Raw genomic sequence first — 21,121 nt, forward strand, 5'->3', positions numbered from 1 at the left:
CCTACCCCAGCAATTCTTCAATCTCTTTCCGGAGTTGTTCGGGCTTCGTCGTCGGCGCATGGCGCGACACCACCTTGCCGTCGCGATCAACCAGGAATTTGGTGAAATTCCACTTGATGCCGCTGCCGAGCAAGCCGGTCTTTTCCTTCTTCAGATGCTTGAAGATCGGATCGGCGCCGTCGCCGTTGACGTCGATCTTCGCCATCAAGGGGAAACTGACGTCATAGGTCAGCGAGCAGAAATTCTTGATCTCTTCGGCATCGCCCGGTTCCTGCGCCCCGAACTGGTTGCACGGAAAGGCCAGTATCTCGAGCCCGCGATCCTTGTAATCGCGATACAATTCTTCCAGCCCTTCATATTGGGGCGTGAAACCGCACTTCGACGCGGTGTTGACGATCAGCAGCACCTTGCCGCGATAATCGGCCAACGACTGCGCGCCGCCGCCCGGCAGCTTTGCCGAAAGATCATAGAGTGCCATTCTCACTTCCTCCTGCCGACGCAACCTGCGTCTCTATCCGCCCTTCGTGCAAGCGCAGCACGCGGTCCATCCGCGCCGCCAGCCGCTCATTATGCGTCGCGACGAGCGCGGCCGAACCATGGTCGCGCACCAGCGACACGAACTGATCGAACACGCGGTCGGCGGTCGCCTCGTCAAGATTGCCCGTCGGCTCATCCGCAAGAACCAACAGAGGACGGTTCGCCAGCGCCCGTGCGACCGCAACCCGCTGCTGCTCGCCTCCCGACAACTTGCTCGGCTTGTGATGCAATCGCTCGGCAAGCCCCAGCCGTCCGAGCAGGTCGGCCCCGCGTTCCTCCGCCTCGTCTGGACTCGCGCCGCGGATAAGCTGCGGCAGCACGACATTCTCGATCGCCGTGAAGTCGGGAAGCAGGTGATGGAACTGATAGACGAAGCCTATTTTCTCACGCCGCGTTTTCGTCCGCTCGCCCTGCTCGATGCGGGTCACGTCTTCGCCATCGATAAAGATCGTGCCGCCGAAACCACCTTCGAGCAGCCCGACAGCTTGCAGCATGGTGGACTTGCCCGATCCCGACGGGCCGAGCAGCGCGACGATCTCGCCGCGGCGCAAGGTCGCATCGATGCCGCGCAGCACGTCGATCATGACGTCGCCCTGTGTGAAGCTGCGCTTCAGACCCGAAAGTTCAAGGACGATATCACTCATAACGCAGCACCTGCACCGGATCGGTATTCGCGGCCTTGTAGGCTGGATACAGCGTCGCAAGAAAGCTGAAGACGATCGCCATGACGGCGATGGCGCCGATCTCGAAGGGATCGGGTTTCGACGGCAGTTCGGTCAGAAAGCGGATCGAGGGATCCCACAGCGACTGACCCGTGACGAACTCGACGCCGCGCAACACGCCCTGCCGGAAAAACAGCAGGCTGAACCCGATCCCCATGCCGGCCAGCGTTCCGGCCACACCGATCGACAGGCCGATTGCGATGAATATCCGCATGACCGAATCGCGTGGCGCCCCCATCGTCCGCAGGATGGCCATGTCGCGCGTCTTGGCCCGCACCAGCATGATCAGCGACGAAATGATGTTGAACGCCGCGACCAGAATGATCAGCGACAGGATCACGAACATCGCGACGCGCTCGATCGACAGCGCCTCGAACAGGCTGGCGTTCATTGATCGCCAATCGGAAATGACCGCCTTTGCGGCGACCTTTTCGGCAAGCGGCTGCAATATCTCGCCCACCCTGTCGGGGTCGGTCGTCTTGACCTCGATCATCCCGACCTGATCGCCGGAGAGCATCAGCAGCTGCGCGTCTTCCATCGGCATCACGATATAGGCCTTGTCGAAATCATAGACGCCGATCTCGAAAATCGCCGACACGCGATAGGCAATCTCGCGCGGGACGGTGCCGAAGGGCGTCGAGCGCCCCTGCGGATTGATGATCGTGACCGTCGATCCAACCGTGGCGCCCAGGTTGCGCGCCAACTCACTGCCAAGCGCGACATTGCCCGAATTGGGGATCAGGGAGTCGAGGCTTCCCTGCAGGACCTTGCCGCCCAGCACCTCGTTCCGGCGGATGTCGGGGACCGTCATACCGCGCACCAACACACCCTCGACGCGCCCGCTGAAGCTGGCAAGCAGCGGTTGTTCGATCAACGGGGTCGCCGATGTGACGCCCGGCGTCGCCTTCGCTTCCTTCAGCACCTCGCGCCAGTCGTCGATCCGGCCTCCAAAGCCCTGCACCACCGCATGACCATTCAGTCCGACGATCTTGTCGAACAGGTCGGACCGGACGCCGTTCATCACGCTCATCACGACCACCAGCGCCGCTACGCCCAGCATGACCGCGGTAAAGCTGAAAGCTGCCGCGACGAAGATGAAACCTTCGCCGCGTTGGGGGAGCAGATAGCGTTTGAAGATGGCGCGTTCGTAACTACGCATGATCATGGGCGAGCGGCCTCTGGAGCGCGATACGCGATGCTGTCATGGCCTCGCTTTAGGGAGCGTCGGCACCGCTGGCAATGGCCGGCGACACGCCCCTATTGCGAACGATTCGCGTAACCTGTTGCTCTTCGGCCACAGCGCGGGCGCAAAACGAGTCCGGTTCGTTCGTCGGAGGGTGACAAAGGCCACCCCTGCGCCTAGCCCTCCGTCTCTGGTTCAACGCGGCCCCAAGGCCCGGCTCCAGGGAGTGCAGGTCTTTCGCCAGGCCTGCAACAAAGGGGGATGGCGAGTGTTCGTCACAGGCGCCCGGGTCTCGAAAGCGAGGCCCGGGCGTTGTGATTCCAGTGTGGCAGTTCGAAGGTTTCAGGGTTTGCTCTTCCATCGCTTGCCCGCCGTTCTGTTACTAACCATGCCAGTCGCGGGATGCACAGATGGCTGCGACAACATCGTTATCCACGAAAGCGCCAGCCCTTCAGGCCAGGTCAAAGCAGTCATGTTCCAGCGCGACTGCGGCGCGACTACCGGCTTTTCGACGCAAATCAGTGTGATCCCTACAAACGACGAGCTGACCGGTGGCGGAAACGCCTTTATCGCCGATGACGATCATGGTGCCGCCTATACTGGCGATTGGGGTGGCCCATGGGCTGAAATGCAATGGGTGGCGCCGGATCGATTGATCATTCGCTACGCCGACAAAGCGCGCATCTTTGAGCAGAACGGCAAGGTATCCGGGGTACGCATCATCTATCAGCCCGTCCGTCACCACGAACGGCGGGACTGAGTCCGAGCCCTATCCTTCGCTCTCGCTGATGTCCTCCAGCATGGCCGTATCGAGCACCCTCACCCGCCCCTGCTCCAGCGAGATGACGCCCGATTCCTCCCAGCTCTTAAGCTGGCGGTTGATATGCTCGCGGCTCATCCCCGCGAAATTGCCGAGTTCCGTCTGGCTGAGTTCGACGCGGTGCGTCTCCTCCACGCTGTCCTTGCGGATCAACCGCTTGAGGTAACGCGCAAGCCGCGGGCCGGAGGCATAGGCGCGATCGCTTTCGATCGTCTGGTCGGCCGTGCGCAGCCGCCGCGCGAGCTGCTGCATCAGCGACCAGGTGAATTCGGGATGGCTCGCGGCAAAATCCTTGAGCGCGTTACGGCCAAGCTGAAGCGCGGCGCCCGCGCTCGTTGCAGTTACCGACGCCGTTCGTTCACCGCCGTCGAGCAGCGCGATTTCGCCCAGCACCGCGCCGGGCTCGGCATAGGCCAGCACGATCTCGCGCCCGCCCGCGGTCAGCATCGACACGCGCGCCGTGCCTTCGGTCAGGATCAGCATCATGTCGCCGGGATCGCCCTGAATCAGCAATTCCTTGCCCTTGGCAAAGCTGATCTGCACCGCGCGGCTGGCGATTTCGGCCCAATCCTCGACCGACAGGCCGGAAAATATGCTGTCAGGACCCTGAAGCTCGGCGAGTCTCGCGTGATCCATGCCCTGTCACCCCTTCTTGCAGCCCCACCCCTGAGGCGTCAGACGAGCCGGCTTTGCTTCACCGCCGCTTCGACGAACCCCTTGAACAAGGGATGCGGATCGAAGGGTTTGGATTTCAGCTCGGGGTGAAATTGCACCCCGATGAACCACGGATGGTCCGGCCGCTCGACGATTTCGGGTAACATGCCATCGGGCGACATGCCAGAAAAGACGAGTCCGCCCTTTTCCAGCCTGTCGCGGTACGCGCCGTTGACCTCATAGCGATGGCGATGACGCTCGGAGATATCGCTCGCGCCATAGACGGCCGCGACATGACTGTTCGGCGACAGCTTCGCTTCATAGGCGCCAAGGCGCATCGTACCGCCCAAATCGGTGTTCGCGCCGCGTTGCTGGAGGCCCTCGGCGCTCATCCATTCGGTGATCAGGCCGACGACAGGTTCGTCGGTCTTGCCGAATTCGGTGCTCGACGCGCCCGCTATTCCGCTCGTGTTCCGCGCCGCCTCGATGCACGCCATCTGCATGCCTAGGCAGATGCCGAAGAATGGCACGCCGCGTTCGCGCGCGAAACGCACGCTTGCGATCTTTCCTTCCGAACCGCGTTCACCGAACCCGCCCGGCACGAGGATGCCGTGCATCGGCTCGAGCTTGGCGGCAAGGTCGCCTTCCTCGAACAATTCGGCGTCGAGCCAGCGGATGTTGACTTTCACCCGGTTCGCCATGCCGCCATGGACCAGCGCTTCGTTGAGCGACTTATACGCATCGGGCAGCGAGACATATTTGCCGACGACGCCGATCGTCACCTCGCCTTCGGGATGCTGCTTGCGGTCCATGATGTCATACCATGCGGTCATGTCGGGTTCGGGCGCATCATGAATGCCAAAGGCGCGCAGCACTTCGTCATCGAGCCCTTCGCCATGATATTGCACCGGCACCGAATAGATCGAATCGGCATCGAGCGCGGGGATCACCGCTTCCTTCCGCACGTTGCAGAATTGGGCGATCTTCGCGCGTTCGCCCTCGGGCAGCGGCTTTTCGCAGCGGCAAAGCAATATGTCCGGCTGCACGCCCAGCGAAGCGAGCTCGCGCACGCTGTGCTGCGTCGGCTTGGTCTTCAATTCGCCCGCGGCCGCAATGTACGGCACCAGCGTGACATGGACCGACAACGTCCTGTCGCGCCCTTCTTCGTTGCGAAGCTGGCGAATTGCCTCGATGAACGGCAGCGATTCAATATCGCCGACCGTGCCGCCGATCTCGCATAACACGAAATCCAGGTCGTCGGTTTCCGCGCGCGCGAACGCCTTGATAGCGTCGGTGACGTGCGGGACGACCTGCACTGTCGCGCCCAGATAGTCGCCGCGGCGTTCCTTGGTGATGATCTGCTGATAGATGCGACCGGAGGTGACATTGTCGCTCTGCCGCGCCGCAACGCCGGTAAAGCGCTCGTAATGGCCAAGGTCGAGGTCGGTTTCGGCCCCGTCGTCGGTCACATAGACTTCGCCATGCTGATAGGGCGACATCGTCCCCGGATCGACATTCAGATAGGGATCGAATTTCCGGATACGAACGCGATAGCCGCGCGCCTGCAACAAGGCTGCGAGGCTAGCCGCCATCAAACCTTTGCCAAGCGAGGAGACCACGCCGCCGGTGATAAAAATGAACCGCGCCATGGGAGGAAAGACTTACTCAATAGGAGGGTGACGGCGCAAGCCGTCGAATCGCAAACGGCGGAAAATATTTCCGCCGCTGCGGATACGGTGCCGGCGGCCGAGGCCGTCCGGTTCCGCAAGCTTATTTCTTGGCGGGCGTGTCGGCCGGAGCAGGCGCAGCCGCCGCGGCAGCTGCAGCAGCAAGCGGATCGTCGCTCGAAGGGGCCGCTTGCGCCGGGGCGCTCTGCGCCGGGGCGGATTGTGCGGAGCCGGTCAGCGCCGATGCCGGGGCTGCGCCGCTGGTCTGCGCGGTCTTCGACAGCGAGGTATCGATCGCCGAACCGCCACCGCCGCCGACCGAAGCCAACGCTGCGAGGACGATCGACAGGCCGACGAACAGGGTCGCGAGGATCGTCGTCGCGCGGGTCAGGAAATCCGCCGCACCGCGCGCCGACAGCAAGCCCGCGGGACTGCCGCCAACGCCCAGACCGCCACCTTCGGACTTCTGCATCAGGATGACGCCGATCATTGTCGCGGCGATCAGCGCCTGGACAACGAGCAGGAAGGTGAAGAGGCTGGACATCATGTTTTCCCGGACTTGCGCGGCCCGACACGGACCACGCCCGCGGCGCACATAGAGATGAAGAGAGCCGGCTTCAACCCACAGCGTGCGTCCGGGCCCAGTGCCGGGCCCGCGCCGCGCGCGACGAACGGGCGTACGGCTACAGGCTGGCGCCCGCCGCTATGATCGGCACGAACTTCGCCGCCGTCAGGCTCGCCCCTCCGACAAGCGCGCCATCGACATCGCCGGCATCCAGCAGCTCGGCTGCGTTCTCCGCATTCACCGAACCGCCGTACAGGATACGCATGTCCTGCGCGGCGGCGGCGCCTGCCTGTTCGGCCAGCTTCGCACGGATTGCACCGTGCATGGCCGCCACGTCGGCGATGGTCGGGACCAGGCCGGTCCCGATCGCCCAGATGGGTTCATAGGCAATGGCCAGCCGTGATGGGTCGAACGTCGCGGGAAGCGACCCCGCGACCTGCGCGAGCACATGATCAATCGCCCGCCCCGATTCGCGCACGTCGCGCGGCTCACCGACGCACAGGATCACCGAAAGGCCGGCGGAGAGGGCCGCTTCGGCCTTGGCTTTCACATCGGCGTCGCTCTCGCCGCACCCGTCGCGCCGTTCGCTATGTCCGACAATCACCAGCACCGCGCCGATATCGCGCAGCATCGGCGCGGCGACCGATCCCGTGAACGCGCCCGAGGCGGCGCTATGACAATCCTGCCCGCCTACCGCGGCGCCCGGCGCCGCCGCGATCATCGGACCGATCAGCGTGAACGGCGGACACAGCGCGACATCGACTGTGCCATGTTCCCTGGCTGCCGCAAAGATCGCCTCGGCCTCGCCCAGCGCGGCCGCCAGCCCGTTCATCTTCCAATTGCCGACCACATATTTGCGCCGCGCCATCGCCGATCCCTTCTCTGCCACGTGTCCGCCCGCCCTAGCGGGCACGGGGCCGACAAGGCAAGCGGGTCGCGCCCGGTCGCTTTCCCGCCTTGATGCATCCTCTCCTCCCGCCTAAAGCAGCGCCCAAATCGCGCGCATCGCGCCTCGCCGAAAGACTGTCTGTTACATGATCACGAACCTGCGCCGCCTCTTCGGATCCACCATCGGCAAGATCATCGCGCTCGCCTTCATCGGCCTGATCGGGATCCTGTTCGCGCTGGGCGACGTGACGGGCAATGCCTCGTTCGGTGGTCTCGGCGGCGCCAATGTCGCGAAGGTCGGCAACACCGATATCGGCGTGGGCGAACTGCGTGAGCGGGTGCGCCAGTCCTATAATCAGGCGCGGCAACAGCAACCGGGGCTGACGATGGCGGCGTTCGTCGAATCGGGCGGCCTGGATCAGGCGTTGAACCAGACGATCGACGGGCTGGCCTTCGAACAATTCGCCGCCAAGCTCGGCTTTGCGGTCAGCAAGCGCCAGATCGACGGCCGGATCGCCGATATTCCGGCTTTCGCGGGTGTTTCGGGCAAATTCGATCAGAAGGCGTTCGAGAATTTCATGAGCCAGAACGGCCTGACCGAAGCGCAGGTCCGCCGCGAATTGAAACAGCAACTCCTTCTCGAACAGATCGGCGTGCCGATTGGATCGCTACCGCGCATCGCGCTCGGCATCGCACAACCCTACGCCGCGCTGCTCCTCGAGGAACGTCGTGGACAGGCGCTGTTCATTCCCGCAAGCGCCTATGCACCCGCCGGCGACCCCGGCGATGCCGCGCTCAAGACCTACCTCGCGCAAAACAAGTCCAAGTTCACGGTGCCCGAACGCCGGGTGTTGCAATATGCCCTGTTCGATCGCAGCTCGGTTCCGGTCCCCACAATCAGCGACGCCGAAATCGCCAAGGCCTACAAGGCCAATGCTGCGCAGTTCGCCGCTACCGAAACACGACGCTTCGCGCAGGTCATCGCCCCCGATCAGGCGACCGCCAACGCGATCGCGACCAAGGCTCGCGGCGGAACCCCGCTCGCCGCTGCCGCGCAATCGGCTGGCCTCTCGGCCTCGACCACCAGCGAACTCACCCTGTCGGCCTACGCCGCGCAGAGCAGCGCGGCGACGGCCAAGGCCGCCTTCGCCGCCAAGCGGGGCGAAGTTGTCGGCCCGACACAGGAAGGTCTGGGCTGGATCGTCGCGCGCGTCGAAAGCGTAACCGCGAAGCCCGCACGCAGCCTTGCCGATGCGACGCCCGAGATTCGCGCCGAGCTTCAAAAGAACAAGGCGAACGAAGCGATCGTCGATTTCTACAACGCGATCCAGGATGCCGTGAACGGCGGCGCGTCGATCGAGGAAATCGCAGCCGATCGCAAGCTCAAGGTCGAACAGACGCCGGCCCTGCTGCCGAGCGGCCGGGCGCCCGGTGTACCGGGCTTCGTTCCGGCCCCCGAACTTGCTCCCATGGTCAGCGGCGCGTTTCAGGGCAGCGAAGAGGGCGAAGGCCATATTGCCACCCTCGTCGAGAACGAGAAGTTTGCCGTCTATTCGGTCAAGTCGATCGTCGTCGCAGCGCCGCCGCCCTTCGCCGACATTCGCGCCGACCTCCTCACCGACTGGCGCTTTGCAGAAGGACAGAAGGTCGCCCGTGACAAGGCGCGGACGATCGTCAAGGCGGTCGAGGGCGGCAAGGGTCTTTCCGAAGCCGCCGCCGCCGCGGCTGCGAACATGGCCGGCGTGCAGACGGTCGGCGGTCGCCGCGCCGACCTCGGCCGCGATGGCAAGCCGGTGCCGCCCGAGCTCGCCCTGCTCTTCTCGATGGCGAAGGGCAGCGTCAAAACGCTCGAAGTGCCGGGCAATCGCGGTTGGATGGTGATCGCGCTGGGCGAGGTCGACCGTCCCAATCCCAAGGATATCGATCCGGCGCGCGTCGCCGCGATCGCGCAGCCGCTGGCGCCCGCGTTCGGCAACGAGCTGGTCGAACAATTCGCTGCCGAGGCAAAACGGCGCGTTGGCGTTACGATCAACAAGGACCTGCTCGAACAGCTTCGCAAGGAACTGACCGGCACCGCCCCGGTCGGCGAATAGCCGCCGATGGCGCTGGAAGGCAGAGCCGCAGCGCTGGAAGCGCTGGCGCAGGGGCGCGGCGCGGTCGTCTGGCAGCGGCTGATCGCCGACATCGAAACCCCGGTATCGGCCGCGATCAAGCTGATCGAACCCGGTCGCGGAGACTGGGTGCTCGAATCGGTCGAAAGTGGTGAGACGCGCGGCCGCTACAGCCTGATCGGCCTGGACCCCGATTTGCTTTTCGAGGTCACGGGCGACTCGGCACGGATCAACCGCCACTGGCGAACCGATCGCGAAGCCTTCGCACCGCTCGAAACGGGGGCCTTACAAGCGCTCCGCGACCTCGTCGCCGAGTGCCGCTTCGACGTGCCCGAAGGCTTGCCCAAGGCGCTCGCGACGCTGGTCGGCTTCTTCGCCTATGAAACCATCGGCCTCGTCGAACGAATCCCCCGCGCACCGGGGACCGGGCTTGGCCTGCCCGACATGGTATTCGTGCGACCCACGACGATTCTCGTCTTCGATCGCCTGACCGACGAACTGTTCCTTATCGCGCCGATCTGGCCCGACGCGGCGGCGCCGATCGACCGGATGATCGACGCGGCGCAGGACCGACTCGACGATATCGCCGCGCGGCTATCCAGCGCCAGCGCTCACGCAGAGCGAGCGACGACCGACACGCTGCCTGCGGATATCGTGGCCGCCGCCGCGATGACGCCGGCGCATTTCGCATCGATGGTCGCGACCGCGAAAGAGTATATCGCGGCCGGCGACGTGTTTCAGGTCGTACTGTCGCAGCGCTTCTCCACCCCCTTCTACCTGCCTCCGTTCGATCTCTATCGCGCGCTGCGCCGCATCAATCCATCACCCTTCCTCTATTTCCTCGACCTCCCCGGTTTCGCGATCATCGGCTCGTCGCCCGAAATCCTCGTTCGGGTCCGCGACGGCGAAATCACGATCCGTCCGATCGCCGGAACCCGCCCGCGCGGCCGGACCAGTGCCGAAGATGCCGAGAATCGCGAATCGCTGCTCGCCGATCCCAAGGAACGCGCCGAACATCTGATGCTCCTCGACCTTGGCCGCAACGACGTCGGGCGCGCGGCCACGGGCGGCAGCGTCACCGTGACCGACAGCTACACCGTCGAATTCTACAGCCATGTCATGCACATCGTGTCGAACGTCATCGGCCGCATTGCGCCGGGGAAGGATGCGATCGACGCGCTGTTTGCTGGCTTCCCGGCGGGCACGGTCAGCGGCGCGCCAAAGGTCAGGGCTTGCCAGATCATCGCCGAACTCGAAACCGACGCCCGCGGCCCCTATGCCGGCGGCGTCGGCTATTTCGCCCCCGACGGCAATATGGATAGCTGCATCGTCCTGCGCACCGCGATCGTGAAGGATGGTGAAATGCACGTCCAGGCGGGCGCCGGGATCGTGGCGGACAGCGACGCCGCCTACGAACATCGCGAATGCGAAGCGAAGGCCGGCGCTCTTTTTGCGGCCGCACGCGAAGCGGTGCGGCTCGCGGGCGCACCGGGATACGGCCAGTAAGTCGCCCCACGCGGGCCGGCTTGATGAACGGCGGCGTCCGGCGCAACCGTCGCCGGTCCCCGCGCGCCGAATTCTCTCCGCATTCGTCCAATAGCCTTCATCATGGGCGAAATAGGCGCTAACCTCGCGCCATGCGCAAATTTCTCACCCCCCTCGCCCTGCTGCTCGCCAGCGTCGCGCCCGCCCACGCCCAGACGATCGACGGCGCGGTCGAAGGCGATGCAATCCTCAAGGATTTTACCTTCGGTACCGGCGAAAAACTGCCCGAGCTCAAGATCCACTACACCACGCTCGGCACGCCGCAGCGTGATGCGAAGGGCAATGTGACCAATGCCGTGATGATCCTCCATGGCACCGGCGGCACGGGCAAGCAGTTCTTCCAGCCGCAATTCGCGAACGAACTGTTCGGCCCCGGGCAAGTGCTCGACACCCGGAAATACTATGTCATCCTGCCCGACAACATCGGCCATGGCGGCTCTTCGAAGCCCAGCGACGGCATGCGGATGAAATTCCCGCACTATGATTATGACGACATGGTCGGCGCGCAATACCGGATGCTGACCGAAGCGCTTGGCGTGAAGACGCTGAAGCTGATCCTTGGAACCTCGATGGGCTGCATGCATGCGTTCGTGTGGGGGGAAACGCATCCGGGGTTTGCGCAGCGGCTTGCGCCCTTCGCGTGTCAGCCGGTCGAAATCGCTGGCGAGAACCGCATGTGGCGCACGCTCTCGATCGACGCGATCAAGGCCGATCCGCTGTGGAAGGACGGCGATTACACCGACCCACCGTCGGCCGGCCTGCGCACCGCCGCCTCGCTCACGATGATTGCCGGCGCCAATCCCTATGCGTTGCAGGCCCAATATCCGACCCGGATCGCGGCCGAAAAATACAAGGACGAAGCGTTCGCGCGCACCTTCGGTCGCAACGATGCGAATGACACGATCTACCAGCTTGATTCATCGCGTAACTACAACCCCTGGCCGAACCTCGAAAAGATCGCGGTGCCGGTGCTATGGATCAATTCCGCCGACGATTTCATCAACCCGCCGGGTTATTCCTATCCTCAGGACGGTGTGAGGCGCATGCCCCGCGCGCGGTACATCCTGATCCCGGCCAGCGCCGAAACCAAAGGTCATGGCACGCACACCTGGGCGAAATTCTGGAAGGACGATCTCGCGAAGCTGATGGCGGAATAGCCAACGACCCGTTCCTTTCATCATCCCGGCGAAGTTGGGTTTGCTGGGTGAAAAGCTTCTATCCCTTTCCCAACCCCGGCAAAGCCGTTAGTGCGCCTTCCATGATCCTCGTCATCGACAACTACGACAGCTTCACCTTCAATCTCGTTCATTATCTGATCGAGTTGGGTGCTGACGTGCGCGTCGAGCGTAACGACGCACTCTCCGCCGCCGATGCACTCGCCAGCGACGCCGCGGCCTTCCTCATTTCGCCCGGCCCCTGCACCCCGAACGAAGCCGGCGTCAGTCTCGATCTCGTCGCCGCCTGCGCCGAAGCAAAGCGCCCGCTGCTCGGCGTCTGCCTGGGCCATCAGGCGATCGGCCAGCATTTCGGCGGCACGGTCCAGCGCGGCCACCTCATGCACGGCAAGACCTCGCCCGTCTGCCACGACGGCACCGGCCTCTTCGCCGATCTGCCCTCGCCGCTCACCGCGACACGCTATCACAGCCTCGAGGTCGTCGACATTCCTGCCTGCCTTGCGATCAACGCCACCAGCGACGACGGAGCGGTGATGGGTTTCCGTCATGTCGACCTTCCGATTCACGGCGTGCAGTTCCACCCCGAAAGCATCGCGACCGAGCATGGCCATGCGATGCTCGCCAATTTCCTTGCCGCTGCAGGATTGCCGGTCGCGGCACGACAGGCGGCATGACCCGGATATCCGCGCTTCCCGACCCCGGCGAGGCGCTGGGCTATGACGAGGCCGCCGATGCGTTCGCCGCGATGCTCGACGGCGCCGTCGGCGACGACGATGTCGCCCGGTTTCTGATCGCCCTGTCCGACCGCGGCGAAACGATGATCGAGATCGCCGCCGCCGCGCAGGCGATGCGCGATCGGATGATCCCGATCGAAGCGCCGGCGGGCGCGATCGATGTCTGCGGCACCGGCGGGGACGGCCACCACACGCTCAACGTCTCGACCGCCGTTGCGATTGTTGTTGCTGCGTGTGAAGTTCCAGTTGCAAAGCACGGAAATCGTGCTGCTTCATCAAAATCTGGTGCCGCCGACACGCTGGAGGCGCTCGGCCTCGACATGGAACGCGCCGCCCGGATGGCCGAGGCTCAGCTCGCCGATCTCGGCATCTGCTTCCTCTTCGCCGCCCATCACCATCCCGCGATGAAGCGGATGATGCCGATCCGCAAGGCGATCGGCCGCAGAACGATCTTCAATCTGATGGGTCCGCTCGCCAACCCCGCGCGCGTGTCGCGCCAGCTCGTCGGCATCGCGCGCCCCGCCTACGTCCCCGTCTATGCCGAGGCGCTGCACCGCCTCGGGACCGATCATTCGCGCGTGATTTCGGGCGACGAAGGGCTCGACGAACTTTCGCTCGCCGGCGGCAACGAGGTCGCGGTCGTCACCCGCGAGGGCGTTCGGATGCAGCGCAGCGTCGCCGCTGATGCCGGGCTGCCCTCGCACCCGATATCGGCGATTCGCGGCGGCGATGCGCCTGCCAATGCAAAGGCCCTACGCGGCCTGCTGCTCGGCGAGCAGGGCGCCTATCGCGACGCCGTTCTCTATAATGCCGCCGAGGCCCTCGTGATCGCGGGCGCCGCCGATACGCTGGTCGATGGCGTCGAGGAAGCGGCCGAAGCCATCGACAAGGGGCTGGCCAATGCCCTGCTCAATTGCTGGATCGCCTATAAATGAACAAGTTGACCGAAATCCTCGCGACCAAGGCGGAAGAAGTGGCGCAACGCCGCTTGGCCTATTCGATTTCCGACCTCGACCGGATCGACGCCGGTGCGCCGCGTGGGTTTCAGGCGGCGTTGCAGGCGAAAATCGACGCTGGCAGATATGGTTTGATTGCCGAAATCAAGAAAGCATCGCCATCCAAAGGATTGATTCGACCGGACTTCAACCCGGCCGATCATGCCCGCGCCTATGCGGCGGGCGGCGCGGCCTGCCTGTCGGTCCTGACCGACGCGCCCTGGTTCCAGGGCCATGAGGAATTTCTGATCGCCGCGCGCACCGCGTGCGACCTTCCCGTGCTGCGCAAGGATTTCATGATCGATCCCTGGCAAGTCGCCGAGGCCCGGTCGATCGGCGCGGATGCGATCCTGATCATCGTCGCCGCACTTGACGACGGCACGATGCGCGAGATCGAGGCTGCGGCGGTCGAACGGGGCATGGATGTCCTGGTCGAGGTGCATGACGAAGCCGAGCTAGACCGCGCGCTGGGCCGGCTGCAATCGCGCCTGATCGGCGTGAACAATCGCGACCTGCGCACATTCGAAACCGATCTCGCGGTTACCGAACGCCTTGCGAAGCGCGTTCCGGAGGGCACGCTGCTGGTCGGCGAAAGCGGCATCGCAACCCACGCGGATTGCCGGAGACTGGCAGAAAGCGGCGTGAGTGCATTCCTCGTCGGCGAAAGCCTGATGCGCCAAAGTGACGTCACATCAGCAACGAAGGCGCTGCTCCAAGAATAAGCACGCCGGCGCCGCAGCACCGGGTCGCCGCTCACCCGTCCCAGTTCGACTGGAACCATCGCGCCAGAAAGCCGTGCGGCCGCAGGCTGATACCCCTCACAATCCGGTCGTCGGCAGGCAGCCGGGGCGGTCTCGGATCGAAGGATTCGACGAACTGCATCTGAATGGCAAAGGCGGGTGCCATGCCTGCACGCTGGCACAGTACTATCTCTTCCTCCTCGCCTGGAATCCGCGGCGCCTCCGAAAATTCGGCCGTTGCATAGAGAATGGGCAGCAAGGGATCGAACATCAGGCCCGAAAAGCCGGTCGTCATGCGCGAGTGTTTTGCGTGGAGCTTGCGGATCGCATCGACCGGATCGGACCATCGCCCGCCGCGGTCGCCGAGCAGCAGGTTCACCTCGACATGCTCTATGCATTGCTCGGCAAGGAATACGTCGGGCCGGCCTTCATTCCAATAATGGCGAAAAAGGTCGAGTTGCCCCGCCATGCGCCGCCTTTCACGCGCCGTCGCGCGGAACGCCGGCGGCGGCCGCTGGCTGCACGCCTGCGCCTCACCCGCAATCGCTGCCGCCGCGGCTATACCCGCGGTGAGCCCCAGCGCCTGACGCCTGTCGATGATCATGACCCAATCTCCCAAAGGACGCCCCACGGTCCTACCTCGGCGCGGGTTAACGTCCAATCTCCTTGCCTTTCCTCCGCTGCCTTGCTTCGCTGGTGCACGATGACGAACCGACCGACTCACCTCGACGATACCGGCGCCGCGCATATGGTCGATGTCGGCGCCAAGGTTGCGACCGAGCGCCGCGCCGTCGCGGGCGGGCGCATCACCATGTCCGCATCCGCCCTCGACGCGATCCGCACCGGCAATACGCCGAAAGGCGACGTTCTTTCGACGGCCCGGATAGCGGGAATCATGGCCGCAAAACGCACCGCCGATCTCATCCCGCTTTGTCACCCGATCGCCCTGACCAGCGTTTCGATCGCGTTCGAATGGGAAGCGGACGGGCTTTCGGTGCGCGCCATCGCCGCCACGACCGGCCCCACGGGGGTCGAGATGGAGGCACTCACCGCCGCATCGGCCGCGTTGCTGACGCTTTATGACATGGCCAAGGCACTCGATCGCGCGATGGTCCTCGGCGACATCCGTCTTCTCGAAAAGAGCGGCGGGCGTTCGGGCGACTGGCGCGCCGAATGAACGGGTTGCTGCCGGTCGAGGATGCACAACGGCGACTGCTCGCCCTGCGAGCGCCGCTGGCAAGCGAAAAGGTTTCTTTTTCCCAATCACTTGGGCGCTATATTTCAGGTGATATTATCGCCCGGCGCGATCAACCCGACGCGGCCTTGTCGGCGATGGACGGCTATGCTGTCCGCTTTGCCGACCTCCCCGGCCCGTGGATGATCGACGGCGAAAGCGCTGCGGGCAGCGCACCCTCCGCCCATCTCACGGGTGGAAACGCGATGCGGATCTTCACCGGCGCCATGCTTCCGGAGGGCGCCGACACCGTGATCCTTCAGGAAGATGTCAGCGTCGCAGCCGGGCGGCTGTCGCTAACGGCCGGCGACGATGTGAAGCATGGCCAGCATATCCGCGCCCGCGCTAGCGATTTTGCGGCCGGCGCCACGCTGGTTCCTTCGGGCACCCGTCTCACCGCAGGGGCGATCGCGACCGCGATCATGAGCAGCGCCGACCAGCTCGATGTCGGCGGACGCCCGCGCGTCGCCATTCTCACCACCGGTGACGAACTCGTTCCGCCGGGTCATACGCTTGCGCCCGGCCAGATACCGGACAGCAACGGTACGATGCTCGCGGCCATGCTGGCTCCCGAACCGGCGGAGGTCGGGCTGCCGCTCCACCTTCGCGACGACCGGGCGATCTTGTCTCGCGTTCTCAAAGACCTGGCGCGACGTCACGACGTCATCGTGACCGTTGGCGGTGCGTCGGTCGGCGATCACGACCATGTCCGCGGCGCGCTCGAAGATGCCGGCGGGACGCTCGATTTCTGGAAGATCGCGATGCGGCCCGGCAAGCCGCTGATCGCCGGCACGATCGGCGACGCGCTTCTCCTCGGCCTGCCGGGGAACCCGTCGTCGGCGTTCGTCACCGCGACGCTCTTTCTCTTGCCGCTCGTCCGCCACCTCGCCGGTGCGCGCGCGCCGCTTCCCGATGTCCGGCAAGCCCCCCTTGCCGCCGACCTGGGCGCGGGCAGCCAGCGCCGCGACTATCTGCGCGCTCGATTCGAAAACGGCCGCCTTTCGGTCTTCGACGGGCAGGACAGCGGGCGCACCGTGCCGCTCGCCGTCACCAATGCGTTGGTGATCCGCGAAATCGGCGCGCCACCGCGCATCGCGGGCGAGGCGGCGGACTATATCGTCGTCGCTTGACAAGTTCTGCTTTGTTCCACTATCGTTCTCCCTATGTCCAGTTCGGATCTGGCCAGGCCATCATGGAGATTGACCGATGTTGACCGCGAAGCAGCATGAACTGCTCCACTTCATCCAGCAGCGTCTCGACGCGAGCGGTATTTCGCCGTCGTTCGAGGAAATGAAGGAAGCGCTCGGCCTCAAGTCGAAATCAGGCATTCATCGCCTCATAAGTGCTTTGGAAGAAAGAGGTTTTCTTCGCCGACTGCCGAACCGCGCGCGCGCGTTGGAAGTGCTGAAGATTCCAGAGGCCGCGAAGGCGCTCGTGCGCAACGATCGTGAAAATGTCGTTCCGCTTCGCAAGCCCGCACCCGCGCTGCGACCGATCGCGGCGAATGACGTCATCGAGGTGCCACTGCACGGCAAGATCGCTGCGGGCGTACCGATCGAGGCGTTCGAGGATCATAACAACCTTGCCGTTCCCGCCGCGTTGCTCGGCGCCGGCGAACATTATGCTCTGGAGGTGTCGGGGGACTCGATGGTTGAGGCCGGCATTTTCGACGGCGACTATGCGCTGATCCAGAAGGCGAGCACCGCGCGCGAAGGCGATATCGTCGTCGCACTGGTCGATGGGCAGGACGCGACGCTCAAATATTTCCGCCGCGAAGGCAAGATGATCCGGCTCGACCCCGCGAACAGTGCCTATGAACCGCAACGCTATCCGGCCGAGCGTGTCATTGTGCAAGGGCGGCTTTCGGGACTGCTTCGTCGTTACCACTAAGCTGCTGCGCATGACGCCATGGATGGCCGTCGCCCGCTTCCAGCGTGGCGACGGCCTTCGGCGTTTTGCCGAGGTAGATCGCCAGTCCGCCGCTCGCCGCCAGACTGTCGCGGTCGATCGTCAGCCAGCGCCCGACGCATTCGCGCGGTAGCCAGCGATCGCTGACGACGACGTCGGCCGCTGCGCACGCTGCCGCCATATCGGCGCCCTCGACCCTGTCGCGGCCACGAGCGGCGAGGATCACACGCTGCACCTCGCCCTCGCCTTGCCGCCAGCGACAGAAATCGGGATTGCATTCGACCTGCTCCAGATCGGCCAGCGCCCCCAGCGGCGTGTCGATTCCCGCCGCTTCGCTCATCGTATCGCGCACGAAGTCCCCTGACCGGTCGCGAAGCAGGGCATAGCCCCCACCCGGCACGGCAGCCGCAATATTCCGGCCATCGCTGGTGATCAACAGGTCGGGGCGCGGCGCCACCAGCACCGTCGCCATTCCGATCATCAGCGGCATGACACCCAACCAGCGCCAGCGCGTGGTCCAGATGAGTATCCACAGGCCGCCGACCATCGCGGCGGAAAAGCCCCAGGGTGGAAAACGCGGTAACGTTGCGACCGCACCCGGTGCATCCGCGACCCGATGGGCAAGGACAATCAGCAGGGTCAGAGCCTTCTCCGCCACCCACCAGAAGGGCGCGCCAAGTCCGATGCTGTCGAACAACAGCGCGAGGCCCTCGGCCGGCATGACGACAAAGGTCGTGAGCGGAATCGCCACGACATTGGCAAGCGCGCCATAGAGCCCCGCCTTGTGAAAGTGAAACAGCGCGATCGGTGCCAGCGCGAGCTCGACGACGACCCCGGTGATCAGCAACCCCGCCAGCCCGCGCCAAAGACGTCGGACCAGCGCTTCGTCTCGCCGCGCGAGAAAGCTTCGCATCATGGCGCTTTTGTGCAGCGCGACGATCGCGGTCACCGCCGCGAAGCTCAGTTGAAAGCTCGGTCCGACAAGCGCCTCGGGACGCCAGGCCAGCACGAGCAACGCGCCGGCCGCGACCAACCGGAGCGTCAGCGCCTCACGCCCGAGCAGCAAGGCCACAAGCACCAGCAATGCGGCGATCAGCGAACGCAACGTCGGCACTTCGGCGCCCGCCAGCCATGTATATCCCGCTCCCGCCAGCGCGCCCGCCGCTGCGGCAAGGGGAAGCACATACCCAGCTAGAGCCATACGCCGGCTGAGCGCGAGCAGGCGCATCGCAAGGAGCATCGTGAAACCGATCACAGCGGTCACGTGCAGCCCGCTGATCGACAGCAGGTGCGCCAGGCCGCTCCGCCGCATTGCGGCTTCGTCTTCTGGAGATATCGCGCCGCGGTCGCCGGTGACAAAGGCCGCGGCGATACCCCCGGGCGAACCGGAAACCTGCTCATGGATATGAACGCTCAGCCGCGCCCGCAGCGGCTGCTGAATCTTCCCTGCATCCGGTGCGCGTGCGACATCGCCAAGAACCGTGCCGACGGCCCCGATCCCGTCGAACCACGCGCGCTGCGCGAAATCATAGCCGCCGGGCAGGCTCGCAGCCGGCGGCGGCATCAACCGCGCGCGCAACCCGATACGCTCGCCCGGCACGATCGTCAGCCCCGCGTCACCGCGCAGCGTTACGCGCAGCCGCGGCGGAAGGTCGGTCCGCCCGCGCGGCAGGACGATAAGTCTTGTTTCGCCCTTCGCCGGCAACGGATCAACCTGTTCGACCTCGGCCGAAAAGGCCGTGGTGATCGGCTGCCCTAGCACTGGCGCCGCGACCCAAAGCGAACGCGCCCAGATCAGCAGGACTCCTATCGCCATCGCCGCGCAGCCTACAGCGACCATGCGCCCGATCCGGCGATCCCAGCCGATCAGCAATGCACCCAAAAACATGCCGCCAAGAAGGAACAGCAATCCGATCCAATAGGCCGGGGTGGGCAACGCGAACCACAGCACGATCCCGGTCCCCAGCGCGACCGGCAGCCACAGGCCGATCCGCTCGCGCTCGGCATCGAGTCGTGCCTCGACCGCACCGATAGTCCGACGCAACCGGTAGGCAACACGCGAACCAATGGAGGTTTGAAGCGGCCTTGTCGCCATGCTAGGGGCTGCCCCGATCTTGCGTCCCTGAAGGGACGAAACCCTAATGAAAGAGGCCATAGTGGCAACCGAAACCCCGACCGATTTGGCCGAAGCGACCGGCGCCGCCGTCGTGACGCGCTTTGCCCCCTCGCCGACCGGATACCTGCACATCGGCGGCGCGCGCACGGCGCTGTTCAACTGGCTGTTCGCGCGCCATCACGGCGGCAAATTCCTGCTCCGGATCGAGGATACCGACCGCGCGCGATCGACCGACGCCGCGATCGACGCGATTATCGACGGTATGCAGTGGCTTGACCTCGACTGGGATGGCGAAACCGTATTCCAGTTTGCGCGCGCGCCGCGCCATGCCGAGGTCGCGCACGAACTGCTTGCAAAGGGGCAGGCCTACCGCTGCTACCTGACACAGGACGAACTGGCTGCGATGCGTGCCGAAGCGCAGGAAAAGCGCATCCCCTTCCGTGTCCGTAGCCCATGGCGCGACCGCAGCGACGGCGATCGGTCGGTTCCGCACGTCCTCCGCCTTCGCGCGCCGCAGGACGGAGAGGTGACGATCGCTGATCGCGTCCAGGGCAATGTCACGGTGCAGAACGCCGAACTCGACGATTTCATCCTGCTGCGCAGCGACGGTACGCCGACCTATATGCTCAGCGTCGTCGTCGACGACAACGACATGGGGATCACCCACGTCATCCGCGGCGACGACCATCTCAACAACGCCTTTCGCCAGCTTGCGCTGATCCGCGCGATGGGATGGCGCGAACCCGTCTATGCGCATGTCCCGCTGATCCACGGGGCCGATGGAGCGAAGCTGTCGAAACGCCACGGCGCGCTCGGCGTCGACGCCTACCGCGACGAGATGGGGTATCTGCCCGAAGCGGTGAACAACTATCTCCTCCGCCTCGGCTGGGGACATGGCGATGCCGAAATCATCAGCCGCGAACAGGCGGTCGAATGGTTCGACCTCGACCATGTCGGCCGCTCGCCGTCGCGCTTCGACTTCAAGAAGCTAGAAAACCTCAACGGCCATTATATTCGCGAGGCCGACAACGCGCGTCTGGCCGGCCTTGTCGCGCCGCGCGTCGAAACGCTTGTTGGCCAGGCGCTGGGCGATGCCGACCGCGACCTGCTGGCGCGCGCGATGGAATCGCTGAAGCCCCGCGCGAAGACGCTGGGCGAGATTGCCGAGGGTGCGCTTTTCCTGTTCGAAACGACGCCACTGGCAGTGGACGAAAAGGCGGCGCAGGTGCTAAAGGATGCGCCGGAGGGAGTGCTCGCCAGCGTCACGGACGCGCTGCGCGGGCTGGGCGACTGGAATACCGAAAATCTGGAAGCCGCGGTTCGCCAAACAAGCGAGTCGGCCGGCATCGGGCTGGGAAAACTTGCACAGCCTTTGCGCGCTGCGCTGACTGGACGGACGGTATCTCCGGGAATTTTCGACGTCTTGCTGCTGCTTGGCCGCGACGCGAGCCTGGCGCGACTTGACGCAGCGCACAATTATCCGGCAGGGGCGTAACGCAACGCTTTTCGCCGCCTCTACAGGGGAAG

The 21,121-nt window shown here is 64.8% G+C and carries 20 protein-coding genes; 11 read left to right on the forward strand and 9 right to left on the reverse strand.

Annotation, left to right across the window (positions count from 1 at the left end; translation table 11 throughout):
- Position 1: 1 nt before the first annotated feature.
- From JNM03_RS14295 to JNM03_RS14305, 3 genes are read right to left on the reverse strand one after another with little or no spacing between them, the layout of a single operon-like run.
- Complete coding sequence (locus tag JNM03_RS14295) at positions 2 to 478, reverse strand: glutathione peroxidase (RefSeq protein WP_294037570.1); 477 nt, start codon at positions 476 to 478, stop codon at positions 2 to 4.
- Entirely contained in the window at positions 465 to 1,181 is a 717-nt protein-coding gene (locus JNM03_RS14300) for an ABC transporter ATP-binding protein (RefSeq protein WP_294037571.1), read from the reverse strand. Before JNM03_RS14300 ends, JNM03_RS14295 begins: the two co-directional genes overlap by 14 nt.
- Positions 1,174 to 2,424, reverse strand: coding sequence for a lipoprotein-releasing ABC transporter permease subunit (locus JNM03_RS14305; protein WP_294037572.1), 1,251 nt, complete (start codon positions 2,422 to 2,424; stop codon positions 1,174 to 1,176). Before JNM03_RS14305 ends, JNM03_RS14300 begins: the two co-directional genes overlap by 8 nt.
- A 382-nt stretch (positions 2,425 to 2,806) precedes the next feature.
- Between JNM03_RS14305 and JNM03_RS14310 the strand changes: the two genes are divergently transcribed.
- On the forward strand, positions 2,807 to 3,202 hold the full coding sequence (locus tag JNM03_RS14310; RefSeq protein WP_294037573.1) for a hypothetical protein: 396 nt from the start codon (positions 2,807 to 2,809) through the stop codon (positions 3,200 to 3,202).
- Between the two features lie 9 nt (positions 3,203 to 3,211).
- On the opposite strand, the gene JNM03_RS14315 is transcribed toward JNM03_RS14310, so the two are convergent.
- The 4 genes from JNM03_RS14315 to tpiA form a co-directional block, all read right to left on the reverse strand.
- Entirely contained in the window at positions 3,212 to 3,898 is a 687-nt protein-coding gene (locus JNM03_RS14315) for a Crp/Fnr family transcriptional regulator (protein ID WP_294037574.1), read from the reverse strand.
- Between the two features lie 38 nt (positions 3,899 to 3,936).
- On the reverse strand, positions 3,937 to 5,565 hold the full coding sequence (locus tag JNM03_RS14320) for a CTP synthase (RefSeq protein WP_294037576.1): 1,629 nt from the start codon (positions 5,563 to 5,565) through the stop codon (positions 3,937 to 3,939).
- A 121-nt stretch (positions 5,566 to 5,686) separates the two neighbouring features.
- Entirely contained in the window at positions 5,687 to 6,130 is a 444-nt protein-coding gene (gene secG / locus JNM03_RS14325; RefSeq protein ID WP_294037578.1) for a preprotein translocase subunit SecG, read from the reverse strand.
- Between the two features lie 136 nt (positions 6,131 to 6,266).
- Positions 6,267 to 7,016, reverse strand: a complete 750-nt coding sequence (gene tpiA, locus JNM03_RS14330; protein ID WP_294037580.1) for a triose-phosphate isomerase — start codon at positions 7,014 to 7,016, stop codon at positions 6,267 to 6,269.
- A gap of 166 nt (positions 7,017 to 7,182) precedes the next feature.
- On the opposite strand from tpiA, the gene JNM03_RS14335 reads away from it, so the two are divergent.
- The 6 genes from JNM03_RS14335 (at position 7,183) to trpC (ending at position 14,318) form a co-directional block, all read left to right on the forward strand.
- On the forward strand, positions 7,183 to 9,129 hold the full coding sequence (locus tag JNM03_RS14335) for a peptidylprolyl isomerase (RefSeq protein ID WP_294037581.1): 1,947 nt from the start codon (positions 7,183 to 7,185) through the stop codon (positions 9,127 to 9,129).
- Positions 9,130 to 9,135: 6 nt separating this feature from the next.
- The gene (gene trpE / locus JNM03_RS14340; RefSeq protein ID WP_294037583.1) at positions 9,136 to 10,653 is read left to right on the forward strand and encodes an anthranilate synthase component I; all 1,518 of its coding nucleotides are present in this window, start codon (positions 9,136 to 9,138) and stop codon (positions 10,651 to 10,653) included.
- A gap of 131 nt (positions 10,654 to 10,784) precedes the next feature.
- Positions 10,785 to 11,849 (forward strand): alpha/beta fold hydrolase, encoded by a 1,065-nt coding sequence (locus tag JNM03_RS14345; protein ID WP_294037584.1) that lies wholly within the window; start codon positions 10,785 to 10,787, stop codon positions 11,847 to 11,849.
- A gap of 101 nt (positions 11,850 to 11,950) precedes the next feature.
- Positions 11,951 to 12,541: an aminodeoxychorismate/anthranilate synthase component II gene (locus JNM03_RS14350; RefSeq protein WP_294037585.1), complete on the forward strand. Its 591-nt coding sequence runs from the start codon at positions 11,951 to 11,953 to the stop codon at positions 12,539 to 12,541.
- Positions 12,538 to 13,536, forward strand: a complete 999-nt coding sequence (gene trpD, locus JNM03_RS14355; protein ID WP_294037586.1) for an anthranilate phosphoribosyltransferase — start codon at positions 12,538 to 12,540, stop codon at positions 13,534 to 13,536. The genes JNM03_RS14350 and trpD overlap by 4 nt, the downstream gene beginning before the upstream one ends.
- Positions 13,533 to 14,318: an indole-3-glycerol phosphate synthase TrpC gene (gene trpC, locus JNM03_RS14360; protein WP_294037588.1), complete on the forward strand. Its 786-nt coding sequence runs from the start codon at positions 13,533 to 13,535 to the stop codon at positions 14,316 to 14,318. Before trpD ends, trpC begins: the two co-directional genes overlap by 4 nt.
- A 31-nt stretch (positions 14,319 to 14,349) precedes the next feature.
- On the opposite strand, the gene JNM03_RS14365 is transcribed toward trpC, so the two are convergent.
- On the reverse strand, positions 14,350 to 14,940 hold the full coding sequence (locus tag JNM03_RS14365; protein WP_294037590.1) for a hypothetical protein: 591 nt from the start codon (positions 14,938 to 14,940) through the stop codon (positions 14,350 to 14,352).
- Positions 14,941 to 15,039: 99 nt separating this feature from the next.
- Between JNM03_RS14365 and moaC the strand changes: the two genes are divergently transcribed.
- From moaC to lexA, 3 genes are all read left to right on the forward strand, one after another.
- Complete coding sequence (moaC, locus tag JNM03_RS14370; protein ID WP_294037592.1) at positions 15,040 to 15,513, forward strand: cyclic pyranopterin monophosphate synthase MoaC; 474 nt, start codon at positions 15,040 to 15,042, stop codon at positions 15,511 to 15,513.
- Positions 15,510 to 16,700, forward strand: a complete 1,191-nt coding sequence (locus JNM03_RS14375) for a molybdopterin molybdotransferase MoeA (RefSeq protein WP_294037594.1) — start codon at positions 15,510 to 15,512, stop codon at positions 16,698 to 16,700. Before moaC ends, JNM03_RS14375 begins: the two co-directional genes overlap by 4 nt.
- Before the next feature lie 76 nt (positions 16,701 to 16,776).
- Positions 16,777 to 17,460, forward strand: a complete 684-nt coding sequence (lexA, locus tag JNM03_RS14380; RefSeq protein ID WP_294037595.1) for a transcriptional repressor LexA — start codon at positions 16,777 to 16,779, stop codon at positions 17,458 to 17,460.
- On the opposite strand, the gene JNM03_RS14385 is transcribed toward lexA, so the two are convergent.
- Positions 17,414 to 19,522, reverse strand: a complete 2,109-nt coding sequence (locus JNM03_RS14385) for a ComEC/Rec2 family competence protein (protein WP_294037597.1) — start codon at positions 19,520 to 19,522, stop codon at positions 17,414 to 17,416. The genes lexA and JNM03_RS14385 overlap by 47 nt on opposite strands.
- A gap of 112 nt (positions 19,523 to 19,634) precedes the next feature.
- On the opposite strand from JNM03_RS14385, the gene gltX reads away from it, so the two are divergent.
- Positions 19,635 to 21,089, forward strand: a complete 1,455-nt coding sequence (gltX, locus tag JNM03_RS14390; RefSeq protein WP_294037598.1) for a glutamate--tRNA ligase — start codon at positions 19,635 to 19,637, stop codon at positions 21,087 to 21,089.
- The last annotated feature ends 32 nt before the right edge of the window (positions 21,090 to 21,121 follow it).

This window comes from Sphingopyxis sp., from assembly GCF_016793825.1.
Classification (GTDB): domain Bacteria; phylum Pseudomonadota; class Alphaproteobacteria; order Sphingomonadales; family Sphingomonadaceae; genus Sphingopyxis.

Excerpts from the sequence above, each read along its gene's own strand:
- JNM03_RS14295 (WP_294037570.1), bottom strand. The coding sequence starts at position 478 with ATGGCACTCTATGATCTTTCGGCAAAGCTGCCGGGCGGCGGCGCGCAG.
- JNM03_RS14300 (WP_294037571.1), bottom strand. The coding sequence starts at position 1,181 with ATGAGTGATATCGTCCTTGAACTTTCGGGTCTGAAGCGCAGCTTCACA.
- JNM03_RS14305 (WP_294037572.1), bottom strand. The coding sequence starts at position 2,424 with ATGATCATGCGTAGTTACGAACGCGCCATCTTCAAACGCTATCTGCTC.
- JNM03_RS14315 (WP_294037574.1), bottom strand. The coding sequence starts at position 3,898 with ATGGATCACGCGAGACTCGCCGAGCTTCAGGGTCCTGACAGCATATTT.
- JNM03_RS14320 (WP_294037576.1), bottom strand. The coding sequence starts at position 5,565 with ATGGCGCGGTTCATTTTTATCACCGGCGGCGTGGTCTCCTCGCTTGGC.
- secG (WP_294037578.1), bottom strand. The coding sequence starts at position 6,130 with ATGATGTCCAGCCTCTTCACCTTCCTGCTCGTTGTCCAGGCGCTGATC.
- tpiA (WP_294037580.1), bottom strand. The coding sequence starts at position 7,016 with ATGGCGCGGCGCAAATATGTGGTCGGCAATTGGAAGATGAACGGGCTG.
- JNM03_RS14335 (WP_294037581.1), top strand. The coding sequence starts at position 7,183 with ATGATCACGAACCTGCGCCGCCTCTTCGGATCCACCATCGGCAAGATC.
- trpE (WP_294037583.1), top strand. The coding sequence starts at position 9,136 with ATGGCGCTGGAAGGCAGAGCCGCAGCGCTGGAAGCGCTGGCGCAGGGG.
- JNM03_RS14345 (WP_294037584.1), top strand. The coding sequence starts at position 10,785 with ATGCGCAAATTTCTCACCCCCCTCGCCCTGCTGCTCGCCAGCGTCGCG.
- JNM03_RS14350 (WP_294037585.1), top strand. The coding sequence starts at position 11,951 with ATGATCCTCGTCATCGACAACTACGACAGCTTCACCTTCAATCTCGTT.
- trpD (WP_294037586.1), top strand. The coding sequence starts at position 12,538 with ATGACCCGGATATCCGCGCTTCCCGACCCCGGCGAGGCGCTGGGCTAT.
- trpC (WP_294037588.1), top strand. The coding sequence starts at position 13,533 with ATGAACAAGTTGACCGAAATCCTCGCGACCAAGGCGGAAGAAGTGGCG.
- JNM03_RS14365 (WP_294037590.1), bottom strand. The coding sequence starts at position 14,940 with ATGATCATCGACAGGCGTCAGGCGCTGGGGCTCACCGCGGGTATAGCC.
- moaC (WP_294037592.1), top strand. The coding sequence starts at position 15,040 with ATGACGAACCGACCGACTCACCTCGACGATACCGGCGCCGCGCATATG.
- JNM03_RS14375 (WP_294037594.1), top strand. The coding sequence starts at position 15,510 with ATGAACGGGTTGCTGCCGGTCGAGGATGCACAACGGCGACTGCTCGCC.
- lexA (WP_294037595.1), top strand. The coding sequence starts at position 16,777 with ATGTTGACCGCGAAGCAGCATGAACTGCTCCACTTCATCCAGCAGCGT.